This window comes from Microbacterium sp. 1.5R (assembly GCF_001889265.1).
GTDB lineage: Bacteria > Actinomycetota > Actinomycetes > Actinomycetales > Microbacteriaceae > Microbacterium.
This window is the reverse complement of the sequence record NZ_CP018151.1, coordinates 2,725,421-2,743,810: the sequence shown is the minus strand read 5'-3', so window position 1 is coordinate 2,743,810 and position 18,390 is coordinate 2,725,421. Positions and strand designations below refer to the sequence as shown.

Sequence of the window (18,390 nt, the reverse complement as noted above, 5' to 3'; positions counted from 1 at the left end):
AGTCATCCGGCGTCAGCGCGCGGCCGCGGCGGCGCGATACACCGCGAAGTACTGCTCGCTGATCAGGTTGGGGTCGCGCGCATCGAGGCGGGGGCGACCGGTGGGCGGATCTGCTCGCAATGCGGCGAGCTCGTTCTCGAGTGTCTGGGCGGTCAGCGGACCGGCATGGCGCCGCACCCATGAAGGGCCGACCTCGTCAGCGAGCGCCCGCGTCTGCGGGCTGTCCTCGACGAGCACGGGCCGATCCAGCGACAGAGCGAGCATGAGGACGCTCTGGGACCTGTGGTTCGTCGGCGCTGTGATGAGCACGATCTCCGCCTGGCTGATCTCCGAGACGCATTCTGCATCGGAGAGGAGCTCGTCGCGCAGCGACACCGTGTCGGTGAGGTCGGCAAGCGTTCGCGCGTAGGAGTCCTCGAGGTCGATCGGCACCTTGCCTGCGAGGCGCAGCGTCCAGCCGGGCAGGTCAGCGACTCCGAAGACGCTCACGGCCGGTCGGGACGACGGATGCAGGGTGTTGACCGCCGTGATCAGCACGCGGCCCGCGACGGCCTCTTCCCGAGGGAAGCCGAGGAACCGGTTGCGAAGGTGGCTGTGGCCGATGACGACCGTCGCTCTGCCGTCCGCCGCCGTCACGGCATCGAGCGATGTCACGGTCGTCGCTGCCGCATCGACGATCGCCTCCGCTCGGGACCGCGACCGATCCGCCTCCGTCTCGCGCACGGTGCGCACGAGGGCGATGCCTCGGCGTCGGAGCATCTTCGTGAAGCGCTTCGCCCGCCGTGTGCGCTCTCGGTCGCGAGTGCGGGGGCCGCCGATGACCGTCGCGATGTCGGTCAGGTGGATCACATCCACGCCGTGCGCCCGAAACGGGTCGGTGCGGAACTCCAGCACGGCGCCGGTCGGAGCACGACCCTCCGAGTCGTCGCCGACGAGTTCATCGACGTAGTCGACGCGATGCCGCGGCGGGCGCGAGGTGACGAGCACCGTCGGAACGGAAGCCTCGGTCGCGCCCGGTTCAGTCGCTGCTCCGGTCCTGGGGAGGGGCACGGAGAACACAGAGCCACCATATAGTGGGGTGAAGTGATTGTGAAACCGACTCAGCATGTGTTCGCCCATCTCAGCGGGCAGGACGACAACCTCGGCGACTCCGCACTGCGACTCGCCTATCTCGAAGCCTTGAGAGGTGCGGGGCGGCACGTGCACGTCTATCTCGGTGAGGCGACGAGTGATTTCACGGCCGGGTTCACACCGGCGTCAGACCTCACGTTCTATGACGCGAGAGGGGAGTGGGCCCAGGCCGAGGCCGCGGCCGCTCGTCCCGTGCACGCGTTCAACGCCGGGGAGATCAATCCGCGTACGGGGCACTTCCCGGTGCCACGCCGTGCGGCCGAATGCGCACGGGTGCTCGACGCGGGCGGGGCGCTGATCTTCGCCGGCATCGGCATCAAGAACGTCGACACGCTGCATGGCGTGGTGTTCGACCCGGTCATGCGCGACGCCTCGGTGATGTCGTGGCGCGATCGAGGTTCTCGTGACGGTGCGGGATTCGGCGATTTCGCGCCGGACTGGGCCTACTCGGAGGGGCGAGCGGTCGACGAGTGGGCTGCTGCCGGCGATCGACCGCTCATCGCGGTGACCATGCGCTTCGACCGGGCATGGCCGGGTGAGCAGTGGCTCTCGGACGTCCGTGCGTTCGCGGCTTCGACTCAGACCCGGATCGTCACCGTCGCCCAGGTGGCGCGCGACGCGCCTCGAGCGGTTCGGCTCGCAGAGGCTCTCGGCGGTGAGTACGTGATGCCCTCGAGCATGCGGCACGACGTGCTCGACGACTACGTGCGCGCGGTGTACCGGCAGTCGCTCGCCGTCATCAGCGACCGGGCGCACGGCCTCATCATCGGTGCGACCGAGGGGGCATACCCGATAGGTTCGGGCAGCGACCCGCACAAGATCTCACGCCTTCTGACAGCCGTCGGACTCGGTGACCTCGTCGGTCGATACGAACAGCTCGGCGAGTTCGCCGAGCAGTTCGAGTCGCACCTGCCGTCGCTCGCGCCGGCGGTCCACTCGGCCCGTGAAGACATCGTCCGCCTGACCGCGCGCATCCACGCGGCGATGGATGCCGTGGCGTAACGCCGACTTCGAGACTCAGCGCGCGCCGAGCCAGCCTTTCGCGCGGTGCGCGAGCGGCTGGAGTCCCGGGATCCGCCGCAGGGTCGCGCGGCCGAGTGGCGCCGCGGACTGCCAGGCGCGCTGGCCCCAGGTCGACGAATCGGCGGACGAGACGGAGCGGCCGTCCGCGCGCTGGGCGAAGAACACCAGCAGACCGAGCAGGCGACCGGCATCGTCGAGCGTCGGCTCGGGCGAGTACATCGGCGACAGCTCGCCGGTGACCACTTCGCGATACAGCTGCGCGAAGTCCTGGTCGCGCGCCCGTCTCGCGGCATCCACCGACGCCAGAGACAGCTGACGATAGCCCTCCGGATCAGCGAGCGTCTCGGCGAGCCGGGCGGCGAGCCCCCGGGCGTCCCCCTGGGGCACGGCGACGACACCCTGGTTGTCCTGCACGAGCGTGAGCCAGGGGAGCTCGTACATGAAGACCGGGAGCCCCCGGGCCTGTGCTTCGGCGATCGTGAGCTGATACCCCTCGATGATGCTGGTCGAGACGAAGGCATCCGCGGAGTCGATGGCCGAGACCAGCGCAGCCCCTCGCAGAGGCCCGACGGCGACGACGGCATCTCCGACGCCGCGACGACGCGCGAGGGCGTTGAGCCTCTTCGCGGTGACGTCATCCCAGTCCGGGCCGACGATCCGCAGTGTGAAAGGCACGCCGAGGGCGCGCAGCTGCACTCCGACCTCGACGAGCTCCCGCACCTGCTTGGTCCGCTGCTCGAGTCGCCCCCACCACACCAGCTCGAGACGGTCGGACGGCGGCGTCTTCGCACCTGTCCGAGCCGCCGACTCGAGCATCAACGGCGAGGGCGGGTTCGGCAGGTACGCCACGTTCTCGATGCCGCGCAGGCGGAAGTAGGCGACGTCGAGCGGTGACAGCGTGATGAGCTGAGCGAGCGTCGGACTGCAGCGCTCGATCAGGGTGAGCCGATCGTTGCCGTCGTAGACCGGTCGAGCGACGAAGTTGTGCAGCCAGCCGATCGTCGCCGCGCCCTCGGCTCGTGCCACGAGCGCGAACTCGGGCCAGGTGTCGGTGTAGAGCAGTTGGTGGTCGATGACCACGTCGACCTCGTGGGCGCGACAGATCTCGGCCCACTGCGTGAGCTGGGCGGGCAGTCGACGTGAGGTCAGCTCGACGAACGGGATGCCGGCGGGAAGAACGGTCGCGTCGCTGCCGCCGTTGCGGGCGACGACGGTCACCCGGTAGCCCGCCTCATGCAGATAGCGCGCCTGCGAGGTGAGCACGGCCGACACGCCGCCGGTACGGAGGGTCGACGTGACGAGCAGGATGCTGCGTGCGGGCCGGTCAGGCAGCCCCTGCCACGTCGTGTGGAACCTGAGAGCCTTGAGAGTCGCCGGATAGAACCGCGCAGCGGCATGGATGATGTCCGGGCCGCTGACGACCGTGTGCAGATGTGCGAGAGCGCCGTCGAGCATGCCCTCGTCGCTGTGCTCGACCAGCTGGAAGCACACGTATCCGATGATCGAGAAGCGCACCGACGCGTAGGTGTCGCGGACGAGGCTCGGATCGGCATGTGCGGTTGCGAGTGCCTCGACAGCCGATCCGATCGCGTCGACCGAGCGGATCGCCCCTGTGTAGAACCGCGCCCGTTCGAGGGTGTCGACCCGGTGCCCGCTGCCACCGCGACCGAAGTGATAGCGGTACAGCTTGTCGGGGACCGCCGCGTAGCTCTCGGCGAGTATGGCCACGAGGAAGAGAAGCGGCAGGTCGTTGATGCGCGGGAGCACGAGGTCGTCGGGGACGAGGGAGTACGCCTCGCGCAGCACGCTCGTGCGGAAGAGGAATCGCCAGAGCTGACCCTGAGCAGGCTTCCCCACCGGGAAGAGGGCGCGCAGCACGTCATCGCCGGCGTGCGGATGCTGCGGCGGCTGCAGGCGCACCTCGTACGGGCTGCCGGTGCGGCCGTCGCGCTCGATCACCGTGACACCGAACCCGACGATGTCCACGTCCGTCTCCTCGGCCTTCGCGACCGCGACCGCGGCGGCATCCGGGGTCAGCTCGTCGTCGCCGTCGAGGAACATCACGCGATCGGCGCTCGCCGCGAGGATCCCCGTGCGGCGAGCCTGGAAGGCCGACAGGTTGCGTTCGTGGCGCACGACGCGCACTCGCGGGTCCCGTAGCCGGAATCGCTCGAGCACGCCGGCAGTGCCGTCGGTCGAGGCGTCATCGACGCAGATGATCTCGATGTCGACGAGGCTCTGCGCGATGGCGCTCTCGAGAGCCGTCGCGACAGTCGCGTCGTCACCCGAGACCGGTATGACGATGGAGAGCAGAGGGCGCGGTGTCATCGCGCACGAGTCTATCCGCGGGCCGGGATAGCCTGAGGGCATGAAGATCGCCATCGCCGGGACCGGATACGTCGGCCTGTCCAACGCCGTCATCCTCGCCCAGAACCACGAGGTGTTCGCCGTCGACATCGACCCTGCGAAGGTCGAGCTGCTCAGTCGCCGCGTCTCGCCCATCGCCGACGTCGAGCTCGAGGACTATCTCGCCACGCACGAGCTCGATCTCACGGCGACCGTCGACGCCGAGGAGGCCTACCGGGACGCCGACTTCGTCGTCGTGGCCACGCCGACGAACTACGACGAGGTGACCAACTACTTCGACACCTCGTCGGTCGAGAACGTCATCGACACCGTGCTCGCCGTGAACCCGGACGCCGCGATCGTGATCAAGTCGACGGTGCCGGTGGGATTCACCGCGCGCATGAACGCGGAGCATGGACAGGCGACGATCGTCTTCTCTCCGGAGTTCCTGCGAGAGGGGCGCGCGCTGCACGACAACCTCTATCCGTCGCGCATCGTCGTCGGCGATCGCGGCCCCGTCGGCGAGGCCTTCGCCGCTCTTCTGCTCGAAGGGGCGATCGCCACCGACGTGCCCGTGCTGCTCACCGAGTCGACCGAGGCCGAGGCGATCAAGCTCTTCGCCAACACCTACCTGGCATTGCGCGTGGCGTACTTCAACGAGCTCGACACCTACGCAGTGGTGCACGGGCTGGACACGAAGCAGATCATCGAGGGAGTGGGACTCGACCCGCGCATCGGGTCGCACTACAACAACCCCTCCTTCGGCTACGGCGGATACTGCCTGCCGAAGGACACCAAGCAGCTGCTGGCGAACTACTCGAAGGTGCCGCAGAACCTCATCGCGGCGATCGTCGATGCCAACAGCACCCGCAAGGACTTCGTCGCCTCCGACATCCTCGCCCGAGAGCCCCGGACCGTGGGCGTCTATCGCCTCGTCATGAAGTCCGGGTCGGACAACTTCCGCGCGTCGTCGATCCAGGGCATCATGAAGCGCATCAAGGCGAAGGGCGTCGAAGTCGTCGTGTACGAGCCCTCGCTCGAGGAGGACGAGTTCTTCCACTCCGAGGTCGTTCGCGATCTCGACGAGTTCAAGTCCAGGGCCGATGTCATCATCGCCAACCGCTCGACGGATGCGCTCGACGACGTCGTCCATAAGATCTACACCCGCGACATCTACGGTCGCGACTGAGCCTGGGTCCAGACGACGGACTCACCCGGTGGGGTAGCATGATCCGATATGCCGGCTTCGTGCATGCGCATCGTGCGACGCGGTAGAGAGGTAGAGGATTCGGTATGGGAGCGACTGCTGTGCCCGCGACCTCCGGTCTGAGCGAAGTCGGGACGCGTCCTCGCTTCGGCGACTACCTCGCCGACACCTGGCAGCTTCGCACCTTCGCCCTGCGGCTGGCTGGCAGCCGTCTGATCGCGGGACTGCTGCCGAACCGTCTCGGTGTGCTGTGGGTGGTCCTCAAACCGCTCTCCCTCGCGATCGTCTACGGCACGATCTTCAACTTCATCCTCGCCGGCGCCGCGCGGCCGGCGAACTTCGTGCCGTACCTCATCGTCGGCGTGTTCGTCTTCGAGTTCTTCACCGGCTGCTTCGGCAGCGGATCCAAGGCGATCACGAGCAACTCCAAGCTCGTCCAGAGCTTCGGATTCCCGCGCATCCTCCTGCCGATCTCGGTGATCGCGGAGCAGGCGATGCGAATGGTGCCCGTCGTGCTGCTGCTCGGCATCCTGCTGCTCATCCTGGGCGAGCCGGTGGCGTGGTCGTGGCTCCTGATCATCCCGATCCTCGCGGTCATGGGCGTGTTCAATCTGGGCATCGCTCTCATCGTCGCGCGGATCTCGGTGCGCACGCGTGACATCCAGCAGCTCGTCCCGATCATCAACCGCGTGCTCTTCTACGCCAGCGGCATCTTCTTCAACATCGACGGCGCGCTCGGGGGGTACCCGGTGCTGCTCACGATCGCGCACCTCCTGCCGACGTATGAATTCATCGCCCTGGCCCGCGACGTGATGCTGGACGGCTATGCCGCGCCGCTCCTCGCATGGATCGCTGCGCCGATCTGGGCACTGGTGGCGATCGTCGGGGGGACGATCTTCTTCTGGCAGGGCGAGCCGAGGTATGGCCTCAGTGACTGATCTTCTGCTCCCGGACACGCGAGCGAACTCGCTCGACACCTCGCCACGGCCGATGATCGTGGCCGACAACGTGCACGTCAACTATCGCGTGTACGCATCCGGCAAGCGGATGACGACGCGCGAATCGCTGACGAGTCTGCGCTCCTTCCGAGGCGGTCGAGACCTCCACACGGTCCCGGCGCTGCGAGGAGTGAGCTTCACGGCGACGGAGGGCGAGTCGATCGGCGTCGTCGGCCACAACGGCTCGGGGAAGTCCACGCTGTTCCGGGCGATGACCGGACTCATCCCGCCTTCCGAGGGCGCGATCTACGCTCGTGACCGCCCCGTGCTCCTCGGTGTGAACGCTGCGCTCGTCCCGGAGCTCTCGGGCGAGAACAACATCAGGCTCGGACTGCTGGCGATGGGATTCAGCCCCGAGGAAGCGGCTGCGCGCGTCGACGAGATCGCCGACTTCGCGGAGCTCAACGACTTCATCTACCACCCGATGCGCACGTACTCGTCAGGCATGGGGGCGCGACTCAAGTTCGCGATCGCATCGGCGAAGGCGCATTCGATCCTCCTCATCGATGAGGCACTGGCCGTGGGGGACAGGCGATTCCGCGCGAAGAGCGAGAAGCGCATCAACGAACTGCGTGACAGCGCCGGCCTCGTGATGATCGTCAGCCACTCGACCGGTTCGCTCAAGCAGACCTGCGAGAGAGTGCTCTGGGTGCACAAGGGCGAGCTCATCGCCGACGGACCCACCGACGATGTCATCGCCGAGTATGTCGCCTGGACCAAGAACCCCGGGTCGAGTGCTGTCGGAGCCGCCTCCGCCGCGAAGCCGGCGACGAAGAACGCGCCGGTCGCCGTCGGGTTCGACGCAGGCGAGCATCTGCAGAGCGGTCGGTCCGGAGGCGGAACGCATGCCGCATCCGCACTCTCGTCCGGAGCTGAGGAGCCGCGCGCTCTCGCCCGTCGTGAGCGCCATCGTCGCGCCGAGAAGCGTACGCGAAAGCGCAGCGTGCTGCTGATGGTCCTCTCCGGAGTCGCGCTGCTGCTCGCGGTCGCAGCCGGAGCGATCATCGGCACCCTCAGCAGCGTCGCGGCGCCCGCTGACCCCGAGCCCTCGGTGCGTCCGACCCCCTCGGCCCCGGCCCCCGCCGCGGACCCCGTGATCAAGAGCTTCACCGCCAACACGGCGACGGTCGAATGCGCCTCAGAGGAAGCGGAAGCACAGGTGCTGCTGAGCTGGCAGATCGACGATGCCGAGAGCGTCGCGATCGCGGCAGGCGACGCTCAGGTCGATGCGCTCGAGTTCCCGATCGCAGCGGCGCTGCCGGCCAACCTCACCGATCGAGCGGTTCCCTTCGCGTGCGGCTCCGAGGCCACCGTGTACACCGTCACTGCGGAGAACGGCGACGGTGTGAGGGTCAGCGCTCCCGTCACCGTGACGCGCGCACTGCCTGTGGAGACCGAAGAGCCCGACAACCGGGACTCCCGGCCCGACCAGGAGCCGTCGCAGCCGATCGAGCCCGAGCCGGTTCCTCCGAGCGAACCCGCGCCGCCGGTGGAGCCGCAGCCGACCACTCCGCCGGTCGAGCCGACGCCCGAGCCGTCACTGCCGCCGGTCACCGAGCCTCCCGTCTTCGACCCAGGCACCGGAACGACCACCCCCTGAGCGCGGGGACCGCCGAGTTCCGCGGCATCCCTGACCGGCCCGAGCGCTGAGAGCGACTAGATTTACCTCATGCGCCGCCTGGTTCCTCTCTCATCCAGAGCGCCCCGGCGAACCCGGACGTTCGTGTCCCTCACCGGCCCCGCCGGCAACATCGGAGATGCGCTGATCCGGCGTGAAACCCTCGGCTGGGCGCTGGGAACGAGCGATCAGCTGGTCGCTTACACGGGAGACGCACCCGATGTGTGGCTGAGGCAGCTGAACCTGCCGGCGGACGCCATCGTCCTGCGGTCGAAGAAGTCAGTTCCGCGCTGGCTCTGGCTTCTCCTCATCGCCCCGCGGCACCCCGTGCTGGTCTTCGAAGCGGGGGAGATCCCGCTCGACCGCGGCAACGGACTCAGAGAGCTGGTGTTCCTGGCCGAGACCCTCGTCGTCCGTCTCAAGGGCGGCGTGGTCGTCCGTCCGCCGCGGGGGATCCGCGCGCCGTCGTCGCCCGCTCTCGCCATCCATCGTGCGGCAGCCCGCCTGTCGCAGGTGACACTGTGGCGCGACGAGTCGACGCTGGCGATCGCGCGCTGCGGCGCACTCGCACCCGACATCGGATTCTCGGCCGGCGTACGGGACGGGCGCCCATGGAGCGAACGCTCCGAGCTGCTGGTGAGTCTCCGCGGCGCACGTCCTCTGCCGGACGCGGCGTGGCTGAGCGCGGTGCGTGAGGCCGCCGAGTCCGCTGGCCTCTCGATCCGAACCGTCGTCCAGGTGCGGGAGGACGAGAGCCGGGCGCGCGAGCTCGCGCAGCTGCTCGGCGGCGAGTTCGAGGCCTGGGGAGACACCGATCCCCTCGTACAGGAGGAGCGCCTTCGACAGCGCTATGACACCGCGCAGGTCGTGGTCAGCGACCGCATGCACGTTCTGGTGCTCGCCGCGCTGAGCGGGGCCATTCCGGTGGAGCTCGTGCCCAGTCCCACGCAGAAGATCACGAAGGCGTTCGCGGCGATCGGTCTGCACGGACTCTCCGTCGACGCCTCTGCGAGCGACCCGCCGCGCCTGCGGGAGGCACTCCGTCCGACGCCGGAACGAGCGGCAGAGGTCTGCGAGCGGGTGCGCATGGCAGCGTCGACTCTCGAGAGCGTCCAGCGGATGATCCGCGACGGCGTCCGCAGGACGCGAGCATGACCGACGCCTCGGCGCGCACCGGCACCCCGACCGGGCGGATCCTCTTCCTCTCGCACAGCCATCCGTTCGGGGTCTTCCGGGTCGGCAGCCACCACTACGCCCGAGTGCTGTCCGACCGCGGGGTCGATGTCGTCCACGTGAGCACTCCGATCTCCCTCGTGCATCGGCTGACCGGGCGGGTGAACTCATCGCGCCTCACCGGCATCCCTCGCGGAGCCGAGCGAGACCGGGACGGCGTGCTGCAGATCGTCCCGAGCACCGTCCTGCCGAGGCCTCTGGCGGTGCCGACCGTCGCTCGGATGCTGCAACGCGACGGCATCGATGCGGCGTTCGATGCGGTGCTCATCGATCAGCCGCTGCTCTGGGACTCATCCGTACGGTCGCTCTCGAGCCGCGTGATCTATCGACCGACCGACCTCTACCCCGGCGGGGTGAAGCACGCCCTGCAGCGACGAATTCTCGACCAGGCCGACGGTGTGATCGCCACCTCCGACGAAGTGCTGCGCGGGCTCGGCGACCTGCACGTGCCCTCGCTGATACTGGCCAACGGGGCGGAATCCGCTCGATTCGCGCCGCCGCGCGCTGATGCGGGTCCCCGCGGCGCCCGCTGCGTGTATGTCGGAGCGCTCGACGACCGATTCGATTGGGGGCGCATCGAGGGCTGGGCTCTGGCTCGGCCGGACGTCGAGTTCGTCATCGCGGGGCCCGATGCACGCCCGCCCCGAGCCCTGCCGGCGAATGTCGAGATCGTGGGGCCCGTTCCGTACGCCGACGTACCGAGCCTGCTGCACACGGCGCGCGTCGGTCTCCTCCCGCTCTCCGACAGCCCGCTCAACGCGGGGCGCAGCCCGATGAAGCTCTATGAGTACCTCGCAGCCGGGCTGGCAGTCCTGGCGCGCGAGACGCCCGGCATCGGCGCATCATCCGACCTCGGCATCGAGGTCTACACCGATGACGGAGACGCGGATGCTGCGCTCGAACGCGCGCTGGCGCACCCGTCGCCGAACCGTTCCGGTGGCGCCCTCGCATCGTCCGCGTCGTGGGAGCGCAAGACGGACTCGCTCGAGCAGTTCCTCCGGACGGTTCCGAGTCGCAGCGTCTAGTCAGTCGAGCAGCCGGGTGATGGTCGCCGAGATGATCACCGCGGTACGGTCCCAGTCATAGCCTTCGGGGGGATCGACCCGGCGTTCGGCGGACACGGCCTCCGTCAGGGCGCTGGCCCACTCGTGAGCGTCGTCGGCGGAGGCCACCGCACGACCGCGGTATCCCACGATCTCCGCGACTGCTTCGCATCCGGCCCAGTACACGACCGGCGTGCCGCAGCGGATCGATTCCAAGGCGGGCAGCCCGAACCCTTCGAGCGTCGAGGGCATCACGGTCGATGAGGCGCCGCGATAGAGGTCGGCGAGCTCCTCGTCACCGAGGTTGCTCACCCAGCGCACTCTGGCGTCGACGTGCCGTTGCGTCGCCCTGGCGGTCAGCTCCGCGACCTCGCGCTCAGGGACGACGGCAACGAGGCGCACGTCGCGTGCGGCGCTCAGAGCGTCGAGGACCACATCGAGATTCTTGTGCGCACGGCCGTTTCCGACGAACAGGATGTAGGGGTCGGACCGCTGCAGCGCGCCTTCTGGCGGACGGAAGGCCTCGGAGCATCCATTGCCCGCGTTGACGATCTCGACGTCGTCGTCGTTCACCCACGATCGAATGGCTCTGGCGGACGTCTCGGACACGGTGAGCACGAGGCCGGCCCGGCGCACGACGGCACGTACCGGGCCTGAATAGTAGGCGGCGAACTTCCAGCGGTCGAGTCCCGGACTGCTCAGTTGGATGAGATCGTGCAGCGTGAGGAGCTGTCGTCTGCTGCGAAGGAGCGCGCCGTAGCCGGGGGAATAGACGAGAGCGTCGTGCGCCGCCGCCGGTCCCACCGAACGGAAGGCGTCGACCCCCGAGAACGGAGTGCCGCCCAGGCCAAGTGGTTCCCAGGGCAGGGTCAGCCGGGGGAGCACTTCCGAGGCGTATCGGCCGATGCCGTGCGTGCCGCGGTAGCGGTCGTCGACGAGGAGCGTCACGCGCTCCTCGTCTCAGGCAGGCGTGCGTCGTCGACCGATTCGGTCACCCATTCTCTGATGCGGTCGGCGAAGACCGCTTCCGAGAACCTCTGCGCCTGCGCACGACAGGCATCGGCTGACAGGCCGGCCACCACGTCGACCGCGCTGCGCAGCTCGTCGCGCGACCAGTGCTCGACGAACGCACCGGTGCTGCCCTCGACGATCGTCTCCGCGGTGCCGCCGACGGCCGCGGCGATCACCGGCTTGCCTGCCGCCATGGCCTCGACCGGGACGATGCCGAAGTCCTCCACCGCCGGGAACACGAGGGCGATGCACCTCTGCAGCAGAGCGCGATAGAGCTCCGCCCCCGGTGACGCGACGAAGAAGACACGACCGGGCGCGCGCTCCTCGGCGATCGAACGCAGGCGAGCCTCATCCGATCCAGATCCTGCCAGCACGACGGGCACGTCGGCGGCGATCCCGGCCTCGATCACCAGATCCAGCCGCTTGTAGGGGATCAACCGTGAGAAGCCGAGAAGGAATGTCTCAGGCAGCGCCGCGAGGACGCGCTCATCGCGTTCGTCCGGCGCGGGCGGGCGGGTGAAGCCTGTCACGTCGACGGGCGGGTGGATCACCGTGCTCTCGCGATGCCATGCCTGGGCTATGCGCCTCTGCACGAACACGCTGTTGGCGGCGATCGCCACCGGTTCCTGAGCGCGCTTGCGATCGACCCCCTTGAGCACTTTCGCCGCGGCTCGGGCAGCGAGCGTGTCGCCTCGCAGATCGAGCTCGGGGTTCCAGATGTATCGCGCCGGAGTGTGCGCGTACACGAGCTTCGGAGCATCCCGCGCAGAGCCCGCGAACCTCGCATGGTGCGCGAAGAGATGCGAACTCGTGAGGATCCAGTCGGCATCCACGCGAGGGAGGGCCCGCCAGGCGAGAGGCATCAGCGGGACGGCCGCGGCCTTGTGTCCGCGCAGCGGCGTGCGAGCGAGCCAGGTCTCGCCGTCGACGACGAATCGGCCGTCGCTCTCGTTCCACAGGCAATACCGTGCGGCGTCCGGGAACATCTCGTTCAGCGCCTCGAAGACGTTCTCGGAGCCGCCCCGCGGTGCGAGCCATTCGTGCACCAGCACGCCGCTCACAGCGCCGCCCTCTCCCCAGGGGGCGCGGGGGCGCGGAGTCTCGACGAAGCCTCGGCACGCATGCGTCGAGTCTAGGGAAGTTCCGCGCACACGGCCGCGACGGCTGTCAGGTTCGTTTCGACTCGACCCGATATGTTGGGAATCGGACACTTGGGGGGAAAGACATGATGGCTCTGCGCGCGACGAAGAAGACGATCATCATCGCGAGCGCGGTCGCCGTGCTTCTGGTCGGAGGCGGTGCTGCCGCAGCGATGGTGATCGCGGGACAGCAGCCTCAGCCTCAGCCGCAATCAGAGGCATCGCCCGTGGCCTCTCCGACGCCGGTCGTGTCCGATCCGCCGGCCGAGGTACCCGTCACGAACGTCGCGCGGGCGTCGATCGACGGATGGACACTCGCGGACCGCACGGTCGTCGGCACGGTGCTTCCCGAAGTCGGTGACACCGCAGAGGGCTCTGTATCGCTGCGTGTGGATGCTCCGGCCGACGATGCCGACATCGTCGCCGCATCCGCTCCCGTCGCTCTCGCGCCCAGCACCGACTACACGCTCAGCGTCTCTGCGCGAGTCCTCGCCGAGGAGAAGGTCGAGAGCGGCGTCCGGCTGACCGCGGCTGGTCAGACCTTCACTCTTCCCGAGCTGGATGCGGAGTGGGAGACGATCGAGTTCCCGTTCACGACCACCGCCGACCAGGCTGCCGCATCCACGTTCGACGTCGTGCTCTCGGGCGCTGTGCGCGGTTTCGGCATCGACGACGTGTCCATCGCGGCGGACGGCGGCGACAATCTCGTCCCGAACGGCTCGTTCGAGGCCGTGCAGACGCCGGCGGGCATCGTCAACGACTCCCTCGTGATGACCGACGAATCCGCTCTGCTCGCCGTCTCGCTCGCCGAGGGGGCCGTGCAGTGGAGCGCGACGTCGACGTCCGGCGGCGATCCGATCACCGGCGAGTCGAACTCGAGCGGACCGCTGTCCGCGCTGCCGCTGGCAGGCGTGCCGCAGGGGCACTACACCGTCGCGATCAGCGACGCCGCGGGCCTCCAGGTCCAGACGGACGTCGCCGTGATCGACGCCGACGGCTTCTCCGTGGCGCAGGACGGACGCTTCGGTGTCGGCGCGCACGTCGAGAAGGAGGCCTTCGTCGGCACCGGCTCGCTCGCGGCCGCCATCGGCTTCGCCGAGGTGCGCAACGACATCTCGTGGGAGCGCAACGAGAAGGTGGCCGGCCAGTACGCGTGGGACCAGAATTACGTACGCGAGTTCGAGCGCATGCACGCGAACGACGTGAAGCTGCTGGGCCTCGTCGTGTACGGCAACCGACTCTACGGCGCCAGGAAGGCCCCAGGCGACGAGGCCGCGATCCAGGCCTACGGCGCCTATGCGAAGGCCGTCGCTGACAGGTTCGACCTCGTCGGCCTCGAGGTGCTCAACGAGTTCAATCACCGAGAGAATGACACGGCCTGCGGTTCGGCGCCCGCGTGCTACGTCCCGATCGCGCAGTCCGTTCGCGACCACGTCAGCACCGCGTACCCCGACCTCCCGATCGTCACGGGATCCACGGCCCTCTACGACCGTGACTGGTTCGTCGGGTTCTGGCAGGCGGGTGGGATGGCCGTGACCGATGCTGCGAGCTATCACCCATACGAGTCGTGGATCAACCGCGACGCCGATCTGATCGCCGGCACCGTGCAGCAGTCGTATGCCGACATGCAGGAGGCGGCGGGGGAGACCCGGCCGGTGTGGGTCACCGAGATGGGCTTCCCGACGCACTACGACGGCGTCTCCGCGCTCGAGCAGGGACAGATGATGGTTCGCAATGAGGCGCTGGCCTTCGCGAACGGGGTCGAGAAGTACTTCTGGTACGACCTGGTCAACGACACGCCCGATCCCGCAGCAGGCGAGGCGAACTTCGGACTCTACGAGCACGCACCGCGCGCGAACGTGGTGGCGTTGGCGCCGAAGCCGGGTGCTTTCGCCCAGGCGCTGATGATCACGCAGCTTCGCGACAAGGCATTCACCACCGACGAATCCGACGATACGAGCACGGTCCAGGTCTTCGGAGCCGGAGATGACGAGACCCGAATCGCCTGGGCGGCGCAGGGCGAGGTCCAGCGCACCTTCGCATCGGATGCGCCACTGACCGTCACGGACATGTCAGGCCTCTCGCAGTCGTTCGAGCCCGAGGACGGCGAAGTCACGCTGACTCTCGGCCCGTCTCCGGTGTTCATCACCTCCGCGGTGGAGTGAGGCAGTCGACGGCGGCCTCAGGGGCCGCAGGTACAATTCCCCAGATCAATTCAGCACGAGAGGCAAGTCCTTCATGAGCGCAGACCGTCAGGATGCGAAGGTCATCGACAACCCGAGCTCGGGCCGCCAGCGGCGCCGACGGCGGATCTGGGCGATCGTCATCGTGGTCATCATCGCGTTCCTCATCGCGGTGTGCTGGGTGGGCCTGCGAGCCATCACGGTGAAGGACGGCCTCGTCGAGAGCCAGGCGCTCATCGCTGAGATCCAGGACGGCGGTGACGTCGATGCGGTGCTGCCCGACCTGTCCGAAAGTGCCGCCAGTGCCGGAGCAGCGGCCTCCGATCCGGTGTGGTGGGTCATGGAGTGGATCCCCGTCCTGGGCGACAACCTCAAGGGTGTGCGTCTCTCGGCACAGTCGCTCGACACGCTCGTCAACGACGTCGCGCTGCCCGTGATGGGTGACGAGGACTCGACCGGCTCGATCACCGAGCGGCTTCTCGCCGCCACCGACGACCAGGCGAAGAACATCACTGAGCTCGCCGATGGGCTGGATTCCGTCTCGAAGTCGCCGTTCCTCGTCTCCGTCGTGCGTGACGGCGTCGACAAGGTCGACGAGGTCATGGGGTCCGCGGCGCCGATGATCGCCGCTCTCCCGACGCTGCTCGGAGGGGACGGGGAGCGCAACTACCTGCTCGTCTTCCAGAACAATGCGGAGACCCTCGCCCTCGGAGGCAGCGCAGCGGCCCAGACCCTCGTGCGCGTCGATGCCGGCTCGATCGCCATCGGGGGACAAGGCGACAGCGGCAACTATCAGAACGGCGTCGCTGTCGACGTCGATGTCCCGCAGAGTGCCATCGATCTGTACACGAGCTACCTGGTCGATCACATCAACACGAGCATGAGTCGCCCTGACTTCCCGACGGCGGCGAAGATCATGCGCGCATGGTGGCAGCGGGACATCGCCGACGATGAGATCGCCGGCGTCATCTCGATCGACCCCCTCGCCCTGTCTCGGATCCTGAAGGCGACCGGCCCCATCGAGCTGTCCTCCGGCGAGATGCTCTCGGAGGACAACGCCGTCTCTCTGCTTCTCAGCGAGGTCTACGGCCGCTGGGATTCGTACAAGGAGCCCGACCTCGTCGACGGGTTCTTCGCCGATACGGCGGCCGCTGTCTTCGAAGCGATCGCCGCCGGCGACTTCGATCTCAAGGACATGATGTGGGCGATCACGGAAAGTGCGTCACAGGGCAGCGTGTTGGTCTGGAGCGATGACTCGCAGGTCGCCGAGGCGATCGAAGGCGCCAGGATCAGTGGTGTGCTCCCCACCGTGAACTCCGACACGACGACCATGGGCATCTACTTCAACAACACCAACGGCTCGAAGATCGACTACTTCACCGAGACGGCGACGAGCGCCACGGCCACCTGCGAGGCCGACACCGCCACCTTCACCGCGACTGCGTCGCTCGGTCTACCACTCACGCAGCGCCAGGCCGAGGCTCTGCCGCGGTACGTGCAGAGTATGACCTTCGGCGCCCGCTTCCGAGACACGATCTATGTCTACGGGCCTCCGGGGACCACTCTCAGCGACGCGACGTTCAACGGCGACGAGGTATCGATCGCCCACCGCGACATCGACGATCTCGGACGCCCCGTCGTCGCATTCGAAGCGTGGTTCGATCCGGGAGACTCTGTCGACGTGACGGCCACATTCGTCGGACCGAGCGGTGATTACGGCCCGCTCGCGGTGCGGACGAACCCGATGGTCAACGGCACGAAGCCCGTGGTCACCGACGACTGCGCAGGCTGACGTGCTCGGAAGCCCCGGATTCCGGGGCTTCCGAGACCGATATACTTGCTCCCGTTCTGGCGTCAGCACAGTCAAGGGGGGTGAGAGTCGTCGTCGTTCAGCTCGAGCACGGTGGCTCCGGCTCGTCACGCGAGCCGTCGGAGACGACTCCGGTGCGCGCGAAGAAGGCGCGGCGGGTCGCCTGGACTCGGCTCTACGCGAGCCGTCTCTTCTACAACGACGTGATCGTGGTCCTGGTCACGCTGGTCGTATCCTCGATAGTCGTCCTTCCCGGGCTGCTCACCGGTGTGTCCTGGCCCGGCGGCCCTCGCGTCTCGTATCTCGTGGTGCTGGGCGCGATCGGATTCCTCTGGCTGGTCGCACTCGACGTCACGGATTCGCGCGACCGCCACACGGTCGGGCACGGGGCTGACGAATACCGTCGCATCGTGAACGCCTCGGTCGCGGTGTTCGCCGTCACCGTCGCGATCGCGTTCTTCCTCGGGATGGAGCTGTCGAGGGCGCTCGTCGCGGTCGTCTTCCCGCTCGGCCTGGTGCTTCTCCTCATGTCGCGATGGATGTGTCGCCAATGGTTGAGGGGGCGGCAGAAGACCGGCCAGTATCTGCACAGGGCGGTGGTCATCGGCGAGCCGTCGAAGGTCGCCCTCGTCGCGCGCGAGATCCGGCGGGCGAAGAGCAGCGGGTACGAGATCGTCGGCGTGATCACCGAGAACACGTCGGCGGCAGACATCTCGGGCTTCGAGGTGCTGGGGGACATCGCGAACGTCGAGAAGGTGCTCGACGAGGTGCGCTTCGACGCGCTGATCATCGTCGGCTCCGACGACCTCGATCCGCTGACGATGCGTCGGCTGGGCTACTCGGTGTCCGACCGGGACATCCAGCTCATCATGGCTCCGGTGCTGACCGACATCGCCGGACCCCGCATGCACGCGACGCCTGTTGCCGGCCTGCCCCTCGTGCACGTCGACTTCCCTCGGATGGAGGGCTCCAAGCGGTTCCTCAAGCGCGCGTTCGACATCGTCGGATCCTCGTTGCTGCTGGTCCTCCTCTCGCCGGTCTTCCTCATCGCGGCCATCGCGATCCGCATCGAAGGCCCGGGAAGCATCTTCTATCACCAGGAGCGCATCGGTCGGGGTGGGAAGACCTTCGGCATGCGCAAGTTCCGATCGATGGTCGCCGACGCTGACGATCAGTTGGCGACGCTGCTCGATCTTCAGGGCGACGGTGGAACGCCGCTGTTCAAGATCAACGACGATCCCCGGATCACCAGAGTGGGACGCTTCTTCCGCAAGCACTCGATCGACGAGCTGCCGCAGCTGATCGACGTGTTCCTCGGGGACATGAGCCTCGTGGGGCCTCGCCCGCAGCGCGCTTCCGAGGTCGCGCTGTACGACGACTTCGCCCATCGTCGCCTGTTGGTGAAGCCCGGTATGAGCGGACTGTGGCAGGTGAGCGGACGCTCGTCGCTCTCGTGGGAGGAGACGATCCGACTCGACCTGTACTACGTCGAGAACTGGTCGCTCATCCAGGATCTCATCATTCTCTTCCGCACCGTCCGTGCCGTGGTAGCCCCCGGTGCGAGTGCGCACTGACGTCCGTACGACGACATTCGCGGCGACTGTCCGCGTCGTATCCAGGGCTGCGCGGCGTCGCTCGGTACATTCAG

The 18,390-nt window shown here is 67.9% G+C and carries 13 protein-coding genes; 9 read left to right on the top strand and 4 right to left on the bottom strand.

The features are described from left to right. Positions 1-12: 12 nt before the first annotated feature. A complete protein-coding gene (locus tag BMW26_RS13210; protein ID WP_072591684.1) occupies positions 13-1,059 on the bottom strand; it encodes a hypothetical protein in 1,047 nt (348 codons plus the stop codon). A 30-nt stretch (positions 1,060-1,089) separates the two neighbouring features. On the opposite strand from BMW26_RS13210, the gene BMW26_RS13205 reads away from it, so the two are divergent. After that, entirely contained in the window at positions 1,090-2,133 is a 1,044-nt protein-coding gene (locus tag BMW26_RS13205; protein ID WP_232224465.1) for a hypothetical protein, read from the top strand. 15 nt (positions 2,134-2,148) lie between these two features. Here BMW26_RS13205 and BMW26_RS13200 read toward each other — a convergent pair whose 3' ends face one another. Continuing rightward, entirely contained in the window at positions 2,149-4,482 is a 2,334-nt protein-coding gene (locus BMW26_RS13200) for a glycosyltransferase (RefSeq protein ID WP_072591682.1), read from the bottom strand. Between the two features lie 40 nt (positions 4,483-4,522). On the opposite strand from BMW26_RS13200, the gene BMW26_RS13195 reads away from it, so the two are divergent. From BMW26_RS13195 to BMW26_RS13175, 5 genes are all read left to right on the top strand, one after another. Then, on the top strand, positions 4,523-5,689 hold the full coding sequence (locus BMW26_RS13195) for a nucleotide sugar dehydrogenase (protein WP_072591681.1): 1,167 nt from the start codon (positions 4,523-4,525) through the stop codon (positions 5,687-5,689). Positions 5,690-5,793: 104 nt separating this feature from the next. Further along, entirely contained in the window at positions 5,794-6,645 is an 852-nt protein-coding gene (locus BMW26_RS13190; RefSeq protein ID WP_056279731.1) for an ABC transporter permease, read from the top strand. After that, positions 6,638-8,305: an ABC transporter ATP-binding protein gene (locus BMW26_RS17770; RefSeq protein WP_230100393.1), complete on the top strand. Its 1,668-nt coding sequence runs from the start codon at positions 6,638-6,640 to the stop codon at positions 8,303-8,305. Before BMW26_RS13190 ends, BMW26_RS17770 begins: the two co-directional genes overlap by 8 nt. 123 nt (positions 8,306-8,428) lie before the next feature. Next, a complete protein-coding gene (locus BMW26_RS13180) occupies positions 8,429-9,478 on the top strand; it encodes a polysaccharide pyruvyl transferase family protein (protein ID WP_072591679.1) in 1,050 nt (349 codons plus the stop codon). Beyond that, positions 9,475-10,581, top strand: a complete 1,107-nt coding sequence (locus BMW26_RS13175) for a glycosyltransferase (protein ID WP_072591678.1) — start codon at positions 9,475-9,477, stop codon at positions 10,579-10,581. The genes BMW26_RS13180 and BMW26_RS13175 overlap by 4 nt, the downstream gene beginning before the upstream one ends. Here BMW26_RS13175 and BMW26_RS13170 read toward each other — a convergent pair whose 3' ends face one another. Both BMW26_RS13170 and BMW26_RS13165 read right to left on the bottom strand, forming a co-directional pair. Next, positions 10,582-11,547 carry a glycosyltransferase family 4 protein gene (locus BMW26_RS13170; RefSeq protein WP_072591677.1) on the bottom strand — a complete coding sequence of 322 codons (966 nt, stop codon included), beginning with the start codon at positions 11,545-11,547 and terminating at the stop codon, positions 10,582-10,584. Further along, entirely contained in the window at positions 11,544-12,671 is a 1,128-nt protein-coding gene (locus tag BMW26_RS13165) for a glycosyltransferase (RefSeq protein ID WP_072591676.1), read from the bottom strand. The genes BMW26_RS13170 and BMW26_RS13165 overlap by 4 nt, the downstream gene beginning before the upstream one ends. A gap of 164 nt (positions 12,672-12,835) precedes the next feature. On the opposite strand from BMW26_RS13165, the gene BMW26_RS13160 reads away from it, so the two are divergent. From BMW26_RS13160 to BMW26_RS13150, 3 genes are all read left to right on the top strand, one after another. Further along, entirely contained in the window at positions 12,836-14,914 is a 2,079-nt protein-coding gene (locus BMW26_RS13160; protein ID WP_157557437.1) for a carbohydrate binding domain-containing protein, read from the top strand. Between the two features lie 73 nt (positions 14,915-14,987). Then, complete coding sequence (locus BMW26_RS13155; RefSeq protein ID WP_056279744.1) at positions 14,988-16,724, top strand: DUF4012 domain-containing protein; 1,737 nt, start codon at positions 14,988-14,990, stop codon at positions 16,722-16,724. Positions 16,725-16,804: 80 nt separating this feature from the next. Further along, on the top strand, positions 16,805-18,316 hold the full coding sequence (locus BMW26_RS13150; RefSeq protein ID WP_232224464.1) for a sugar transferase: 1,512 nt from the start codon (positions 16,805-16,807) through the stop codon (positions 18,314-18,316). Positions 18,317-18,390: the final 74 nt, after the last annotated feature.

What these genes read in the sequence shown, in the direction of transcription:
- BMW26_RS13200 (WP_072591682.1), bottom strand. Translation starts at nt 4,482, where the DNA reads ATGACACCGCGCCCTCTGCTCTCCATCGTCATACCGGTCTCGGGTGAC.
- BMW26_RS13195 (WP_072591681.1), top strand. Translation starts at nt 4,523, where the DNA reads ATGAAGATCGCCATCGCCGGGACCGGATACGTCGGCCTGTCCAACGCC.
- BMW26_RS13190 (WP_056279731.1), top strand. Translation starts at nt 5,794, where the DNA reads ATGGGAGCGACTGCTGTGCCCGCGACCTCCGGTCTGAGCGAAGTCGGG.
- BMW26_RS13175 (WP_072591678.1), top strand. Translation starts at nt 9,475, where the DNA reads ATGACCGACGCCTCGGCGCGCACCGGCACCCCGACCGGGCGGATCCTC.
- BMW26_RS13160 (WP_157557437.1), top strand. Translation starts at nt 12,836, where the DNA reads ATGATGGCTCTGCGCGCGACGAAGAAGACGATCATCATCGCGAGCGCG.
- BMW26_RS13155 (WP_056279744.1), top strand. Translation starts at nt 14,988, where the DNA reads ATGAGCGCAGACCGTCAGGATGCGAAGGTCATCGACAACCCGAGCTCG.